At 65.0% G+C, this 14,646-nt stretch carries 21 protein-coding genes and 1 pseudogene; 6 read left to right on the plus strand and 16 right to left on the minus strand.

Features of this window, described 5'->3' with window-relative positions:
* Window position 1: 1 nt before the first annotated feature.
* Window positions 2–325: a histidine triad nucleotide-binding protein gene (locus MI302_RS02375; RefSeq protein ID WP_239726089.1), complete on the plus strand. Its 324-nt coding sequence runs from the start codon at window positions 2–4 to the stop codon at window positions 323–325.
* Here MI302_RS02375 and MI302_RS02380 read toward each other — a convergent pair.
* A complete protein-coding gene (locus tag MI302_RS02380; RefSeq protein WP_239726090.1) occupies window positions 306–1,067 on the minus strand; it encodes a metallophosphoesterase in 762 nt (253 codons plus the stop codon). The genes MI302_RS02375 and MI302_RS02380 overlap by 20 nt on opposite strands.
* Window positions 1,067–1,495 carry a bifunctional nuclease family protein gene (locus MI302_RS02385; protein ID WP_239726091.1) on the minus strand — a complete coding sequence of 143 codons (429 nt, stop codon included), beginning with the start codon at window positions 1,493–1,495 and terminating at the stop codon, window positions 1,067–1,069. Before MI302_RS02385 ends, MI302_RS02380 begins: the two co-directional genes overlap by 1 nt.
* A gap of 20 nt (window positions 1,496–1,515) precedes the next feature.
* On the opposite strand from MI302_RS02385, the gene MI302_RS02390 reads away from it, so the two are divergent.
* Window positions 1,516–2,052, plus strand: coding sequence for a phosphoribosyltransferase family protein (locus tag MI302_RS02390; protein WP_026329118.1), 537 nt, complete (start codon window positions 1,516–1,518; stop codon window positions 2,050–2,052).
* A 9-nt stretch (window positions 2,053–2,061) separates the two neighbouring features.
* Window positions 2,062–2,589: an adenine phosphoribosyltransferase gene (locus MI302_RS02395; protein WP_239726092.1), complete on the plus strand. Its 528-nt coding sequence runs from the start codon at window positions 2,062–2,064 to the stop codon at window positions 2,587–2,589.
* 24 nt (window positions 2,590–2,613) lie between these two features.
* Here MI302_RS02395 and MI302_RS02400 read toward each other — a convergent pair whose 3' ends face one another.
* On the minus strand, window positions 2,614–3,243 hold the full coding sequence (locus MI302_RS02400; protein WP_239726093.1) for an HAD family phosphatase: 630 nt from the start codon (window positions 3,241–3,243) through the stop codon (window positions 2,614–2,616).
* A gap of 37 nt (window positions 3,244–3,280) precedes the next feature.
* On the minus strand, window positions 3,281–3,802 hold the full coding sequence (locus MI302_RS02405; protein ID WP_239726094.1) for a 5-formyltetrahydrofolate cyclo-ligase: 522 nt from the start codon (window positions 3,800–3,802) through the stop codon (window positions 3,281–3,283).
* A gap of 75 nt (window positions 3,803–3,877) precedes the next feature.
* On the opposite strand from MI302_RS02405, the gene MI302_RS02410 reads away from it, so the two are divergent.
* Window positions 3,878–4,099, plus strand: coding sequence for an FmdB family transcriptional regulator (locus MI302_RS02410; RefSeq protein WP_126165229.1), 222 nt, complete (start codon window positions 3,878–3,880; stop codon window positions 4,097–4,099).
* A gap of 46 nt (window positions 4,100–4,145) precedes the next feature.
* Here MI302_RS02410 and MI302_RS02415 read toward each other — a convergent pair whose 3' ends face one another.
* The 4 genes from MI302_RS02415 to MI302_RS02430 are packed head-to-tail and all read right to left on the minus strand — an operon-like array spanning window position 4,146 to window position 6,425.
* Entirely contained in the window at window positions 4,146–4,595 is a 450-nt protein-coding gene (locus MI302_RS02415) for a DUF192 domain-containing protein (RefSeq protein WP_239726095.1), read from the minus strand.
* 1 nt (window position 4,596) lies between these two features.
* On the minus strand, window positions 4,597–5,067 hold the full coding sequence (locus MI302_RS02420; protein ID WP_239726096.1) for a DUF192 domain-containing protein: 471 nt from the start codon (window positions 5,065–5,067) through the stop codon (window positions 4,597–4,599).
* A 33-nt stretch (window positions 5,068–5,100) separates the two neighbouring features.
* Window positions 5,101–5,700, minus strand: coding sequence for a dTMP kinase (gene tmk / locus MI302_RS02425; RefSeq protein WP_239726097.1), 600 nt, complete (start codon window positions 5,698–5,700; stop codon window positions 5,101–5,103).
* Window positions 5,697–6,425: a Nif3-like dinuclear metal center hexameric protein gene (locus MI302_RS02430; RefSeq protein WP_239726098.1), complete on the minus strand. Its 729-nt coding sequence runs from the start codon at window positions 6,423–6,425 to the stop codon at window positions 5,697–5,699. The genes tmk and MI302_RS02430 overlap by 4 nt, the downstream gene beginning before the upstream one ends.
* Window positions 6,426–6,490: 65 nt before the next feature.
* Between MI302_RS02430 and MI302_RS02435 the strand changes: the two are divergent.
* Window positions 6,491–8,300, plus strand: a pseudogene (locus tag MI302_RS02435) (prolyl oligopeptidase family serine peptidase).
* 48 nt (window positions 8,301–8,348) lie between these two features.
* Here MI302_RS02435 and MI302_RS02440 read toward each other — a convergent pair.
* The 6 genes from MI302_RS02440 to MI302_RS02465 are packed head-to-tail and all read right to left on the minus strand — an operon-like array spanning window position 8,349 to window position 10,623.
* The gene (locus tag MI302_RS02440; protein ID WP_015718004.1) at window positions 8,349–8,615 is read right to left on the minus strand and encodes a DUF3467 domain-containing protein; all 267 of its coding nucleotides are present in this window, start codon (window positions 8,613–8,615) and stop codon (window positions 8,349–8,351) included.
* Complete coding sequence (locus MI302_RS02445) at window positions 8,612–8,962, minus strand: roadblock/LC7 domain-containing protein (RefSeq protein WP_019551541.1); 351 nt, start codon at window positions 8,960–8,962, stop codon at window positions 8,612–8,614. The genes MI302_RS02440 and MI302_RS02445 overlap by 4 nt, the downstream gene beginning before the upstream one ends.
* 13 nt (window positions 8,963–8,975) lie before the next feature.
* The gene (locus MI302_RS02450; RefSeq protein WP_015718002.1) at window positions 8,976–9,305 is read right to left on the minus strand and encodes a roadblock/LC7 domain-containing protein; all 330 of its coding nucleotides are present in this window, start codon (window positions 9,303–9,305) and stop codon (window positions 8,976–8,978) included.
* A complete protein-coding gene (locus MI302_RS02455; protein ID WP_019551542.1) occupies window positions 9,293–9,703 on the minus strand; it encodes a hypothetical protein in 411 nt (136 codons plus the stop codon). The genes MI302_RS02450 and MI302_RS02455 overlap by 13 nt, the downstream gene beginning before the upstream one ends.
* 16 nt (window positions 9,704–9,719) lie before the next feature.
* Entirely contained in the window at window positions 9,720–10,304 is a 585-nt protein-coding gene (recR, locus tag MI302_RS02460) for a recombination mediator RecR (protein ID WP_019551543.1), read from the minus strand.
* A 1-nt stretch (window position 10,305) separates the two neighbouring features.
* Window positions 10,306–10,623, minus strand: a complete 318-nt coding sequence (locus tag MI302_RS02465) for a YbaB/EbfC family nucleoid-associated protein (RefSeq protein WP_019551544.1) — start codon at window positions 10,621–10,623, stop codon at window positions 10,306–10,308.
* A gap of 30 nt (window positions 10,624–10,653) precedes the next feature.
* On the opposite strand from MI302_RS02465, the gene hemB reads away from it, so the two are divergent.
* Entirely contained in the window at window positions 10,654–11,634 is a 981-nt protein-coding gene (gene hemB / locus MI302_RS02470; protein ID WP_239726099.1) for a porphobilinogen synthase, read from the plus strand.
* A 1-nt stretch (window position 11,635) separates the two neighbouring features.
* On the opposite strand, the gene MI302_RS02475 is transcribed toward hemB, so the two are convergent.
* Complete coding sequence (locus MI302_RS02475) at window positions 11,636–12,841, minus strand: MFS transporter (RefSeq protein ID WP_239726100.1); 1,206 nt, start codon at window positions 12,839–12,841, stop codon at window positions 11,636–11,638.
* Between the two features lie 41 nt (window positions 12,842–12,882).
* A complete protein-coding gene (locus MI302_RS02480; RefSeq protein WP_239726101.1) occupies window positions 12,883–14,628 on the minus strand; it encodes a hypothetical protein in 1,746 nt (581 codons plus the stop codon).
* Window positions 14,629–14,646 lie beyond the last annotated feature (18 nt).

Below are 14,646 nucleotides of genomic sequence, written 5' to 3' on the forward strand. Positions count from 1 at the left end.
CATGGAGTGCGTGTTCTGCCGCATCATCGCCGGGGAACTTCCTTCCCGGAAAGTCTACGAGGATGAGGGTTTCGTGGCCTTCCACGACATAAGGCCCAAGGCCCCGGTGCACGTGCTGGTGGTGCCCAAGGAACACATAGCGAAGCTTTCCGACTACCCCGACACGGAGGAGGGGGAGAGGAAGCTCGGGGCCCTTTTCCGCACGGCAAACCGGGTAGCCCGGGTCCTGGGCCTCGAGGGGTATAAGGTCCAGGTGCACGTGGGGGAGAAGGGAGGGCAGGAGGTCTTCCACGTGCACGTGCACGTCATGGGGGGCTGGGAGTAAGGAGGAAGCGGTCCAGGACCGCCCCCCTTGGGTCCCGGGCATAGACCCAAAGCCCCTCAGGGGTCACCTCCAGGAAAAGGGCGTGGTGGGCCTTGTGGACCAGGAAGCCGGGGAGAGGCCTAGGGGTGTAAAGGCCGGCCCCGCCCCCCCCTGTGACCACGTGGACCGTGCCCCCCACCCGAGTGCGGGCGTAGAGGTGGTCGTGCCCCGCAAGGACCAGCCCCACCCGGTAGCGGACAAGGAGGGGCCCCAGGAGGGTCCTTAGGGTGGGGCTACCCCCGTGGGGCCCGGGGGAGTAGAGGGGACGGTGGAGGAGGAGGATCCGGAAGGGGGCTGGGCTTTTCCTTAGGCTTTCCTCCAACCAGGCCCGCTGGGCCGCAAGGTCCATCTCGGTGTAGAGGACGAAGACCTCGAGGTCCCCGAAGCGGACCCGGTAGTAGGGCCTTTCCAGGCCGAAGCGCTCCAGCTGGGCCCTGAGGTTCGGGGCATCGTGGTTGCCGAAGGCGGGGTAAAGGGGTATGGGAGGAAGCTCCTTTAGGAAACGCTCCACCACCAGCCCCCGGGGATAGAAGTTGTCCCCCGCGGTGAGGAGGGCGGCCAGGGGCTTGCGGGCGTGCTCGGTCCGAAGCAGGTTAGCCACCTGGGTCCGGCCCGGGGTGTCCTGCCCCCAATCCCCTATGACCGCCACCCGCTGGCCAAAGGCCAGTCCAAGGAAAAGAAGGAGGAAAAGGAGCCTGCGCACTAGGCCTCAGCGGCTCCGTGGGGCTTTAGGCTGGCTTCCTCCACCCCCGCTTTTTCCACCACCTCCTCGGCCACCAGGATGGGGGCCTGGGCCCTGAGGGCCAGGGCCATGGCGTCGGAGGGCCTTGCGTCCACCTCCAGCTCTATCCCCCGGTGCTCCAGGATGAGGCGAGCATAGAAGGTGCCATCCCGGAGGTCTATGATCTCCACCCGCTTCAGTTTAACCTGGAGCATTTCCATCACGGAGAGGAGGAGGTCGGGGGTAAGGGGGCGCGGGGGTTTTTCGCCTTGCAAGGCCACCACGATGTGGTGGGCCTCGAGGGGACCAATGACGATGGGGAGAAGCTTGTCGTTCTCCGTCCTGAGCAGGACCACCACGCTCCCGTTCTGGGGGTCCACGCCCAGGGTCTCGATCTTGGCGTTCAGCATACCTTGAGTATACTAGCGGCGTGAGGACTTACCCTGTGGAGATCGCTGGGGTTCGGCGCGAGCTTCCCATCGTCCAGGTGGGGCCGGATGTGGCCGTGGCCCTTTTAAACCTTCTGGGGGACACCGAGCTCACCGAGGCCGCCGCCGAGGAGCTGGCCAAGCGCTTACCCCCTGAGGTGGAAACCCTGGTCACCCCTGAGGTCAAGGCGGTGCCCTTGGCCCATGCTCTTTCCCGGATTGCCAAGAAGCCCTATGTGGTGGCCCGGAAGACGGAGAAGCCCTACATGATCAACCCTGTGAGCCGCCAGGTGCTCTCCATCACCACGGGCAAGCCCCAGCTTCTGGTGCTGGATGGGGCGGATATCCCCCTCATCCGGGGGCACAAGGTGGCCATCGTGGACGATGTGGTGTCCACGGGTTCCACCCTTTCGGGCCTCCGGGAGCTCATTGAGAGCGTGGGGGGGCAAGTGGTGGCGGTGCTGGCGGTCTTCACCGAGGGCACGCCCCGCCAGGATGTCATCGCTTTAGGCCACCTGCCCCTCTTTAAGCCGGAATAGGAGGTTTTTATGGAAACCTATCCCATCACCATCAGCGGCGTCACCCGCCACGTGCCCCTCATAGAGCCCCTCCCAGGACGGCGGATCCCCCTGGTGGAGTTTTTGGGGGACCCCGAGCTGGTGCGGGCGGCGGCCCAGGCCCTAAAGCCCTTGGTGCCCGCGGGTACCGAGGTACTCTTCACCACGGAAACGAGCCCGATTCCCCTCACCCACGTCCTTGCGGAGGAGATGGGCCTACCCTACGTGGTGGCAAGAAGGCGGCGCCGCCCCTACATGGAGGATCCCATCATCCAGGAGGTGCAGACCCTGACCCTGGGAGTGGGGGAGGTGCTCTGGCTGGACCGGCGTTTCGCCGAGAAGCTTCTTAACCAGAAGGTGACCCTGATATCCGATGTGGTTTCCAGCGGGGAAACCATGAAGGCCATGGAGAAGATGGTGCTCCGGGCAGGGGGGCGGGTGGCGGGACGGATCGCCGCCTTCCGCCAGGGTACGCCTGCTTTGGAAGTGCTGACCGTGGCTGAGCTTCCCGTGCTGTGACGAGCTCTTCCTTCATGGATGTGTTTATCTTGAAGAGTCCGGAATTGTAGCGAGATATACCGAGGCTTTGAGCCCCAGGTTTGAGGCTACTTCCACGTTCTCCGGGTCGTCGTCCAGGTAAAGGGTTTCCTCCGGAGCCAGACCCAGGGCCTCGATGGCCATCTGGAACGCCCTGGGGTCAGGCTTGGTCACCCCCAGGGTGCAGGAGGCAAAGAAGCCATCCACGTAGGCATCCAGGCCGTGGTAGGCCAGGCTTTCCCGTAGGCTTGGCAAGGTGTTGGAGAGCACGCCCACCTTAAGCCCCTGTTCTTTGAGGCTCCGCAGGAGGGCTTCCGCCCCAGGGGCTTTGCGCATGAAGTGGTAGTAGCGCCAGGAGTGGATCTCCTTGGATAAGGAGGTTTTCCCGAGGCCGGAAAGCCCAAGCTCCTCGGCCACCTTTTGGGCCAAGGTGTTCCAAAAGGTGGCTTCCTCCTCGAGGGTGCGCACCTGAAGGGTGCGCACCACCTCGTTGATCTCCCGCACCGCCCGGGCCAGAACCGCCAGGGTCTTTTCCAGGCCAGCCCCGTGGATGGAAAGCTCCAGGGCCTTCTTGTAAAGGGCTTCCTCGTTCAAGAGGATCAGAACCCCGTCCCGATCCAAAAGGGCTCCCCGCATGGGCCTAAGTGTAGCACCCTCGGGCCTGACCCACGGGTCATTTGACCGGATGCACCCCCTCCTCGGTGGCCAAGGAGCTTACCGGCACGTCCCAGGGATCCCGGGGAAGGCGGGGAAACAGCAGGGCCTTGGGGATGACCCCAAGCTTCTCGGCCCGGACCGTGGCCAGGAAACGGTCATAATACCCCTTGCCGTGCCCCAGGCGGTAGCCCTCCTCATCAAAGGCCAACCCGGGGACCACCACTAGGTCCAGAACCTGGGGGTCCATCGCCTGGGTGGTGGGTTCCAGGAGGCCGAAGGGTCCGGGGACCAGGGGGCCTAAGGGGTGAACCGTAAGCCCTGTGCCGGCCACCTTGGGCAGGTAGTAGCGGGCAGGGTAAAGCCGGGTGAGGGAAAGGAGGTCCAGCTCGTGGGGCAGGGGATGGTAGAGGAGGATTTCCCGGAAGCCCCTGGCCTTAAGCCAGGGCAGGAGAATCTCCACCATCCGCTCGGAGAGGGCCCTTCGGTCTAGGGTCCGCCAAAGGCGGAGGCAGTGGCGGCGTAGGCTGGGCTTGTCCACGGGGGGAGGGTACCACTGCCCCTCCTTGACACTCAACCACCTTGAGTGTCAAAATGCCCAAACAGGAGGGTGGGTATGCCGGTGTACGTCTACAAAGGACTGGAAACGGGCAACTACTACGAGTTTGAGCAGGGTTTCCACGACGAACCCTTGAAGGCCCATCCGGAGACCGGGGAGCCCCTTAAGCGGGTCATCACGCCTCCCGCCATCATCTTTAAGGGGTCGGGCTGGCACGTGAAGGATTACGCCAAGAAGGACTCGAGCTCCAAGTCGGAAGGCGGGGAGTCCAAGGAGTAGCTCCAGCGCTATCCTGGGCAAGGCCATCCTGCGGGCTGGATCTCAGCTAAGGAAGCACCCGGTCGCCCGGGGCAAGTTTGAGAAGGCCTTCCCGTACCTCCAGAACCCCCCGGTAGGCCAGGCCCGGGGCGTAGGTCTTCCCGGGTTCCAAACGGACCACTTTCAGCACCCGGCCCTTGGCATCTAGGAAGGCCAGGACCACGGAAAAACGGTAGCCTTCCGTGTGGAAAGGGGCGTCGGTGGCCTCCGGAAAAAGGTATAGGAGGGCTTCTAGATCCTCGCCCCGCACCCCCAGGCCCCGGCTCCAGGCCTCCGGGGTGCGGGCTAAACGGGCCTGGAGCACCCTTTGGCCATGGGCGGTTTCCACCACCACCTTTTGGGGTGGAGGGGGAGTTTGCAGCCTCCTGGCGGCGAGCAGGTAGCCCATGAAGGAAAAGACGGAAAGGGCGATCAGCAGGGCAAAGGCCATCAGGGGGAAGAAGGGGTTTCGTTCCACCTTACTTGGGCCAGAGCTTCAAGGCCTCACCCCCCACCCTGGCTCCGGGGGTGAGGCCCCGCCTTTGGAACCAGCCTTGGTTCACCTCGAGGGCTCCTTGGTACACCACCCCAGGGTAGTACACAGGGCAGGGGTCTTTGCGGCAGGGCTCCATGTCCAGAATGCGGAGGATCTGCCCCTGACGGTCAAAGAAGGCGATGGAAAGGGGGATAAGGGTGTTTTTCATCCAAAATCCCCCGGCCGTGGGGGTGGGGAAAAGAAACACCATACCCTCATCCTCCCCCAGGTTTTTGCGGAACATGAGGCCCTGGGCCCGGCGTTCGGGGGTGTCGGCCACCTCCACCTTGAGGGTGTAGCGCCTTCCTCCCTGTTCCACGTAAAGGGTGCTCTTGGGAAAGGATAGGCCCTGGGCCAAGGCTACAAGCCCCAGGCTTAGGAGGGCCAGCCACCGTGCGAGGGGCAAAAGGGGCATGGGACCATTATAGCAGAGGGGGATGCTTTTCTTCTAGGGAAAGAGCTTTAGGATGCTTTCCCGGATGGTGGTCTGCACCTCCTCCACGGGCCTGGTGGCGTCCACCACCAGGAAGCGCCCGGGCTCCCTTGCGGCCAGCTCTAAATACCCCTGCCGTACCCGCTTAAAGAACTCCAGTCCGGCCTTTTCCAGGCGGTCTGGCGTGGAAACCCGCTTAAGGGCCTCCTCCGGGGGCAGATCCAGGAGGAAGGTGAGGTGCGGCTGTAGGCCCAAGGTGACCTCCTTAGCCACCTGCAAAAGCCAGGAGAGGGGAAGGCCGCGGCCGTACCCCTGGTAGGCCAGGCTGGAGTCCAGGTAGCGGTCGGAGATGACCCAAAAGCCCTCCTCCAGGGCGGGAAGGATGACCTTGCGCACGTGCTCCGCCCGGTCGGCGCTGAAGAGGAGGTACTCGGCTTCCGGGGAAAGGGCTTCTCCCTTTAAAAGGAGGTCCCGCACTCCCGGAAGCCCCCCGCCGGGCTCTCGGGTTAGGCGCACTTTTATCCCCTTTTCCTCCAGGAACTGGGCCAGGAGCCGGGCCTGGGTGGTTTTGCCCGATCCGTCCAAGCCCTCGAGGGTGAGGAAGAAGCCCTTCATAGCCCCGTGGGATGGTCCAGGAAGACCCAGGGCAGGCCGAAGCGGGCCTCCAGGTGCCGGGCCAGGGCCTTGACCCCGAAGACCTCGGTGTCGTAGTGGCCGGCGTAGATGACGTTTAGGCCCCGCTCAAAGGTTTCGTGGAAGACGCTATGCTTGGGTTCCCCGGTGATGAAGAGGTCCGTGTCCACCTGGCCGATGAGGCTCGCCGCCCCGCCGGATACGATGGTCACCGTTTCCACCAGGCCTTTGCCCCCTTGGTGGACCAGGGGCTGCATCCCGGTGAGCTGGCCCAGCATGTCCGCCACCTGGACCAAGGGAGTGGGAAGGGGAAAGCGCCCCTTCACCCCCACGTCGAAGGGCTCCAGCTCCACCAGGCCCAGGGCCCGGGCCAGCTCGTGGTTGTTGCCCACCTCGGGGTGGGCGTCCAGGGGAAGGTGGGCGGCGTAGAGGTTGATGTCCCCTTGGAAGAGGAGTTCCAGGCGGCGCTTGTGGTGGCCCACGATGGGAAAGGGTTTGCCCCAGAAAAGCCCGTGGTGGACCAGGAGGAAGTCCACCCCCTCCTCGAGGGCCTTCTGGAAGATGGCCTCGGCGGCATCCACCGCCGCCCCCACCTTGCGCACCTCCTTCTTTCCCTCCACCTGCAGGCCGTTTAAGGAAAGGTCCTGAGGGAAGTCCTTCAAGCGCAGGTACGTGTCCAGGTAGCGCACCAGCTCATCCCGGTCCATGGCGCCCAGCTTACCGGAAAGGCGGACCTGGGGGCAGGCGAATGACCGGTCAGTATTATAGAGGCATGGAACCGGAAATCCTTTTCAAGCTCCGCTTCCTGTCGGACCTCACCCCTGGCCCCGATGGCTTCCCCCTTTTCCTGCTGACCGATATCCAGGAGGGGGACCCGCCCCGGTACCGCTCGAGGCTGGCTCTTTTTGACGGCGCCTTGCGCTTGCTCACCCAGGAGGAAGCCAAAAAGCCCCGCTATGCTCATCCTTACGTCTACTTCCTGCGGAAGGTAGGCGAAGTCCAGGAGCTCTTCCGCCTGGACCTAAGGGGTGGGGAGGCGGAGAGGCTTACGGAAACCCCGGGGGGTCTTGGACTACGCCCTGGGCCCTGAAGGGGAGGTGGTTTTCCTGGCCCTGAAGGAGGCTCCCAAGCCGGGTAGCCCCCGCGTGTACGAGGGGTGGCCCTTCAAGTTCGACGGCCGGGGCCTCCTGCCCGAGGGGAATGTGGCCCTTTATGCCCTCGAGGGGGGCCAGAAGAAACTTCTTCTGGACCGCTACCCCGCCCCTAAGGAGATGGTGCCTTCCCCCGAAGGGCTCTACCTGGTGATGGCCGAGGATAAGGGGGCGCAGGCGGAGTGGCGGGATACCCTCTACCTGCTTAAGGAAGGCAGGTTGCAAAAGGTCTACGGGGGCTTTGGCCCCATCTTTGCCCTGGAGTGGAGTCCGGAAGGGCTCTTCTTCCTGGGCCACGCCTTTGAGCGGGGAGGGGGTACGGAGGCCCGGCTCTACCACCTGCATGGCGGGGAGGTTCGGGTTCTCTTTGAGGGTAGCCTGCAGAACTCCATCAACTCCGATCTCCGCCACGGGGCCCATACCCAGGGGCCCAGGTGGGCCGGAAATGGGGTCTATATCGTGCGCACGGAGGAGGGGACAGGAAGGCTTTACCGGGTGGGCCTCGAGGGGGAGGCCGAGGCCCTGGGCGTGGAGGGGAGCGTCCTCTCCTTTACCCACACGGAGCGAGGACTCTTCCTCCTCACCGAGGACTTTACCCATCCGGCCCGGCTTTGGGGTCCCCTGGGGGTCTACGACCCCAACGAGGGGGTTTCCCTACCCCTGGCCGAGCCCATCTACACCGAGTGGCCGAGCCCGGAAGGGCACCGGGTGCCGGGGTGGGTCCTGCTTCCGGAAGGGCAAGGACCCCACCCGGTCATCCTGTACATTCACGGGGGGCCCCACACCGCCTTCGGGCGGGCACCCATGCTGGAGCTCCAGCTCTTCCGCCAGGCGGGGTATGCGGTGGCCTTCGCCAATCCAAGGGGGTCCACCGGCTACGGCCAGGACTTCGCCCTGCTCCAGGGGGAATGGGGGGAGCGGGACGAGCGGGACCTCCTGGGCTTCTTGGACCACGTTCTGGCCCGCTTCCCCCTGGATCCTGGCCGTGTGGGGGTGGCGGGGGGAAGCTACGGGGGCTATATGGTGAACTGGCTCACCGCCCGCCACCCTGGTCGCTTCAAGGCGGCGGTCACCGACCGGAGCATCGCCAACTGGTTCAGCTTCTTCGGGGCCAGCGACATCGGCCCCCGCTTCACCTTCATGGAGCTTATGGCTAGGCCCTGGGAGAGGGCGGAAGTGCTTTGGGAGAAAAGCCCCTTGCGCTATGTCCACCAGGTGCGGACGCCCACCCTGGTGGTCCATTCCGAGCAGGACCACCGTTGCCCCATAGACCAGGGGGAAACCTGGTACACCGCCCTCCTTCACCTGGGGGTGAAGGCCCGCTTTTTCCGCGTCCCCGAGGAAGGGCACGAGCTTTCCCGCTCCGGAAGGCCAGACCGCAGGATCGCCCGGCTCAAGGCCTACTTGGACTGGTGGCGGGAAAACCTCTAGGGCTACCCCGCCCTGGCTTGTGCCAGGGCGGGGACCCGTGGCATTCCTTTAGGCCTGGCTTTCCGCCACCGGCTCGGGAATGGGGCCGAAGGTTTCCTCGTACCGGGCCACGTTTTCCGCCAGGCTCCGGAGAAGGGCCTTGGCGTGCTGGGGGCTCGTGATCACCCGGCTGACCACCATGGCCCCGCCCTGGGGTTGCAACAGGGCGAAGTCCAGGATGAACTCGTTCTTGGTGTGGGCGATGAGGGCCAGGTTAGTGTACCGACCCAGGGCCACGTCCTTGTCGATTTGGATGTCCAGCTTTAGCTCGCTCATCTAAGCGCCTCCTCCAACTTGGGTACGGCCCTTTTCAAGGCTAGGCGTACCCGCCCCAGGCTTCTCACGCTGTCCAGGAGAAGGAGCAGGTGATAGCCGGGAAGGGGCACCAAAAGCAGGGCCCCCTCGGGGTACTCTACCATGACCTCCTCCACCCCTTCCTGGCCCAGGGTCTGGGCCAGGGCCTTGGCGGTCCCCAGCACCGTGGCCGCCCGGGCGGAAAGAAGGCTGGCCTCCGGGGCATCCGCTTCCCGGGCCTCTTCCACCACGAACCCGTCCTCGCTGAGGAGGGCGGCCACCCGTACCCCCTTGGTGGCCTTGAGTTCCTGTAGGGCTTGCTCCACCATGCCTCCTTAACCGTCAGAGGTTCTGCACCTTTAGGGCGATGCGGGTTAACTCCTGGCCCACGGCCTTGCGGTCCATGCCCCGCTCGATGACCGCCCCCAGGACGTACTCCCCCACCCTTAGGGCCAGGATCTCGTGGTTTTCCGTGGCCAGGGTGAAGCGGCGCACCTCCCCGGAGAGGGCTTCCGCCAGGGGGGTCATGTGCCGCACCAGGGAGGCCAGCTCCGCCGCCAGGACCTCCGCCGGGGGGTTGCCCCGGCCCAGGGCCTCGATGACCAGGCCGTCCAGGCCCGTGAGCACCGCCCGCTTGACGCCAAAGGGGGCCAGGCTCTCTAGGTAAGCCATCCCGCCACCTCCGCCAGCTTTTCCACGGCCTTGGCTGTTTGCAGGCGCGCCTGGCCCAGGTTGGCTTCCGGTGCCATGAGGAGAAGGAGGAAAAGATCCTCGTGTCCCTTGCCTCGAGGCACGGGTCCCTGGGGTCGTGGGCCTGCCCTACGCACCACGTGGACATAGCCTACCACGGGGTGCCCCCCCACCAAAAGCTCGTGCACCCGGGGGGTGCCCAGGCTTCCGGCGTAGGCAGCCTTGGCCTGGCGCAAAAGGGCGGCGTGCTCTGCCACGGCCGCCTCGAGGTCCACCCGCCTGCGCCTGGCTCCTTCTACCAGGAGCCCGTCCAGGGTGCCGATGGCGGCGGCAAAGGCCCCCTCCACCTGGTCCAGGAGGTGTTGCAGAAGCTCCTCCATGCCCTTTCCCCAGGGCCTAAAGGGGTTTCCTCCCCTCCAGGGCCCGGCCTAAGGTTACCTCGTCCACGTACTCCAGGCTTCCCCCCACGGGGAGGCCGTAGGCCAGGCGGCTGGCCCTGATCCCCCGGCGCTTGAGCTCCTCCGCCAGGAAGAGGGCGGTGGCCTCCCCCTCCACGGTCATGGAGGTGGCCAGGACCACCTCCTCCACCCCGGAAAGCCTGGCCCAGAGGCCTTCCAGGTTGAGCTCCCTTGGACCCACTCCTTCCAGAGGGTTCAAGGCTCCACCCAGTACGTGGTAAAGCCCGTGGAACTCCCCGCTCCGTTCCAGGGCGTACAGGTCGGAGACCGTTTCCACCACGGCGATCACCGACCGGTCCCGCGTTTCGTCCTGGCAGATGGGGCAAAGCTCCCCCTCCGCCAGGTTGCCGCAGACCCGGCAGACGCCCAGGGCCTCGAGGCCCGCCAGGGCCCTTTCCAGCTCCTCGGCCTCCTCCCGGTGGAAGGCCAGGTGAAGGGAAAGCTTCTGGGCGGTCTTGGGGCCGATCCCAGGCAGGCGGGAGAGGGCGCGGGCCAGCTTGAGGAGGCTTTCGGGGTACCTCATCCTAGAAGAGCTTGCCCAGCATCTGCCCCACGCCGCCAAGCTCCCGGGCCATTTCCTTCTCCGAAAGCTCGTGGGCCTTCCTCTGGGCGTCCTGGATGGCCACCAGGAGGAGGTCTTCCAGGCCCTCGAGGTCCTCCTGGAAGTTCTTGAGCACCTCGGGCTTCAGGCGGACCGCCAGGATCTTGCCGTGGCCGTTGGCCTCCACCTCCACCAGGCCCTGGGCCGTGCCCACCACGGTCATGGTTTCCAGCCGCTCCTGGATCTCGGCGGCTTTCTTCTGGGCTTTCTGCGCTTCCTTCAAGAGCTTCTGCAGGTTCATGCTCCCTCCTTCCTGAGTATAGTGGAAGGCATGGAGCGCCCAAGAAGGCTGCGTTCGCCCCTTTTAAGGCCCTTGGTGGCGGAGGTGGAGCTTAGCCCCAGGCACCTGGTCCTGCCGGTCTTTGTGAAGGAGGGAGGGGAGCCGGAGGAGGTTTCCTCCATGCCTGGGGTCTTCCGGCACCCCCTGGCCCAGCTGCCCCGCCTGGCGGAGGAGGTGCTCAAGGCGGGCCTGGGCGGGGTGATTCTCTTTGGCGTGTTGCCCGAGGAAGAGAAGGATTCCCTGGGGCATGGAGCCTATGCGGAAGAGGGCATCGTCCAGCGGGCCATCCGCCTTCTGAAGCGGGAGTTTCCCGAGCTTCTCGTCATGGCCGACACCTGCCTTTGCGAGTACACGGACCACGGCCACTGCGGGGTGGTGCGGGAAGGCCCCTTGGGGTTTTACGTGGATAACGACGCCACCCTGGAGCTTTTGGCCAAGACCGCCCTTTCCCAGGCCCAGGCGGGGGCGGATGTGGTGGCCCCCAGCGCCATGATGGACGGGCAGGTCAAGGCCATCCGGGAGGCCCTGGACCGGGGGGGCTTCCTTCACGTGCCCATCCTTTCCTATGCGGTGAAGTACGCCTCCGCCTTCTACGGCCCCTTCCGGGAGGCGGCAGGGAGCGCCCCCCAGTTCGGGGACCGTACGGGCTACCAGATGGACCCGAAGGCCGGCCTCTGGGATGCCTTGCGGGAGGCCAGCCTGGATGACCTCGAGGGGGCCGACATGCTTATGGTCAAACCTGCCCTTCCCTACCTGGACGTGCTCTTCGCCCTTAAGGGGCGGTTTTCCAAGCCCCTTTTCGCCTACCAGGTATCCGGGGAGTACGCCATGCTGAAGGCGGCAAGCCAAAGGGGCTGGCTGGACGAAAGGAGGGCGGTTCTGGAAAGCCTTTACGCCCTAAGGCGGGCCGGGGCCCAGGGGATCCTTACCTACTACGCCTTGGAAGCGGCCCGCTGGCTGAAGGAAGCCTAGGTCAAGCTTCCTGGGTCTGGCGGGTTTCCTGGGGTGCGGGGATGCCCCCGGTGAGGAGGGTATAGCCTGCCGCCAGGCTCACCATGGCCCCCGCCAGCAGGAAGACCCGGGGGGCCCCCATCCATCCCTCCAAGGCTCCGCCCCACAGGGTGCCCAGGAGAACGGCGGCGTTCATCACCGCGCTGAAGGCGGCGAAAATCCGTCCCCGCATCTCCTGGGGGGTGTTGAGCTGCAGGATGGAGCGGGCGGGGACGATGAAGGCCATGTTGAGGAAGCCGCTTACGAAAAAGGCCAGGAGCACCCAGGCGAAAAGGGGAAAGGCTCCGATGGAGGCTTCAAAGAGGCCGAAGAGAAAAAGCGCCAACAGGAAGAGCCTCTCCCTGGGAAGGCGCCTTAGGAGATAGGGGATGGCAAGCCCTCCCAGAATGGCCCCCAAGGCCATGGCCGCTTCCATGAAGCCGAATCCCGCCGAGCCTACCTTGAGCCACTTGATGGCCAGCACCACCCCTAGAGCAGTTTCCACGGAGCCGAAGGCGGCGGCCACGAAGAGGGTGCCCACCGCCCGGCGGAGGGCGGGATGGCCTGCGAGGTGGCCGATTCCCTCCTTCACCCGGGCGAAGAAGGCCGCCTTGGGAAGCCTCTGGGGCTTTAGAGAGGGAAGGCCCATCAGGATGAGCCCCGAGGCCAGGTAGGTGGCGGCATCCAAATAGAAGGCAAAGGCAGGCCCCACCGCCGCCACCAGCACCCCCGCCGCCCCCACGAAAAGCACCTCGGAAAGACGGTCGGCAAGAAGCACCAGGCTGTTGGCCTCATCCACCTCTTCCTTGGGAACGAGGTCCGGGACCACGGCGTTTTGGATGGGGTCATGGAGGTCCCGCAGGAGTTCAATCAGGAAGACCAGAAGAAGCAGGATGGGAAGGCTCTTGGCCCCAAGGAGGGGGATAAGGGCCACCAAAGGAGCCCGAAGAAGGTCGGACCACACCAGGAGCCGCTTGCGGTCCTGGGTATCAGCCCAGGCAGAAAGGAGGGGGGAGAAGACCACGGTGCCCACAAGCTGGACTCCCAGGACCAAGGAAACCCAAAGGGCCTTTTCTGTGAGCAAATAGACCAGCACCAGGAGGGCCACCCGGTGTACCTTGCTCCCCGCCTGGGAAACCAGGTAGGAGAGGATTAACCGGGCAAAGGCTTTGTGCCCCAAAACTTTCATACTACCCCCTTGCCCGGGAGTATACCAGGAATGGCTTTAAGTCAAGGGTTTTCCATCACCAGGTACGCAAGCCGCCTTCCCTCTCGGGCCAGGATCACGGTTCCTTCAGAGAGGCGGTAGACCAGAAGGTCCTTGAGCCTTTGGGGTACCTCGCCCGCCTGGCCCACGTAAAGGACGTCCTCCTGGGGGTCTCCAGAAGGAGCGTTCCTGGGGCGCAGGGAGAGGACGGTTTGCCCCACCTTGAGGGCCAGGGGCTCGGCCCCGATGGAAAGCAGGTGCACTTCCCCCCCCAGGGTTTCCCGGGTGGGGGGGCGGCGGCCCAGGTACTCCCTTAAGGCCTCCGCCAAAACCAGGGCTTCCCGCTCCTGCCCCAGGGCTTGGCCCACCTCCTTGAGGAGGGGGGTGGGGTCCGCCCCACCCAGGCGTTTCAGGGCGAGCTCCAAAACCTTGCGGGCGAAGTCCTGCAGGGCTTCCCAGGGGGCCTGGCGGTACTTCTCCGCCAGCTCGGGGCCAAAGGCCTGGGGGCTGAACTCACCCTTCAATCGGGCATAAAGGGCCCTGAGGAGGCGCAGGTAGATGTAGTCCTGGTTGGGGCTTAGGAGGAGGGCTAGCATCCGCCCCTCGGCCAGGAGCTCGTAGAGCCTGATTCCGCTTCGGGCCTCGAGCCTCAGGTGGAGGAGATCCCTTTCCCGCACCGCCAGGACCTCGAGGTCCTCCCAGGGAATCACCAGGGTGTCCTCCAGCACGTAATCCTCCCCGCCCAAACCCAGGTGCCAGGTTCCTTCCACCTGGCTTAGGGTGAGGGTGAGGGGTCCCAAGGGGATCCGCCCTGGCCTCAAGGGCAAGGTGAGGAGGCTTTCCTCCCCCTGGCCGGGCTCGGGAACCCGGGGCCAGGGGGTTTCCCCTTGCGGGGTGGGAAGCAGGTTCAGGAGGGCGATGACCTTTTCCAGGGCCACGCGGAAGCGGCGCCGCTCCTCTTCCAAGAGGAGTTCCCGCCGCCTTTCCTCCTGGGCCTCTTTCCTGAGGCGTTCTTCCAGCCTGGCAATCTCCAGGGCGCTTGCCCCCAGACGCTTGGCTTCCTCCAGGGCTTTTTTCAAGGGCATGAGGTCCCGCTTGGGGGGAAGGCCGTAGGCGTCGTCCCACTCCAGGATGCGGTTCAGGAAGCGGCGGATGTAGGTGCGGGTTTCCTCAGGGGGCAGGGGAAGGTCCTGAGGAAGGTGCAGGGCGGTTTCCAAAAACTCCATCACCAGGGCCTCGGCCACCTTGGGGTCCTCGAGGTCCATGAGGCTATCGGAAAGAGAGGGGATGGGGTGGGTGGGGTGGAAGCGGGAGAGGTTGAAGTCCCGCTTGAAGGTTTCCTTTTCCTGGTACTCCAGGTAGTTCTGCAAGAAGGCGTGGATGAGCCTGAGTTCCTCCCGCCTCCCCGTCAGAAGGTCCTTGGCCCGGGCTTTGGCCTCCCGCTCTGCCAGGAGGTGCCACACCTTTAAGGCGATGGCCCGCAAGGGGGAAGGCTTGGGGGTGGGTTCTTCCAGGTGCTCCAAGGCCTGGGCAGGAAAGTCCGGGGAAGGGGTCTCTACGGGTGGGGGAGGGTTCGGGCTTTGCCGCAGGGCTTTGAAGCGAGCATCGGCCTGGCGGAAGCGCTTGGCCAAGGGCCCTGGCAGGCGGGTTTGGATGAGGAAGGCCCTCAGTTGCAAAAGGGCCCTCTTCCCCCCCTTAGGGGTGCGGCCTGCGGCCAGGTCCTCCACCCGGTACTCGTAGAGGTCCACCAGGTCGGCCAGGTGCTCCACCCATTCATCCTATAATGG

It is taken from the genome of Thermus sp. NEB1569 (genome assembly GCF_022385295.1).
GTDB classification, from domain to species: domain Bacteria; phylum Deinococcota; class Deinococci; order Deinococcales; family Thermaceae; genus Thermus; species Thermus scotoductus.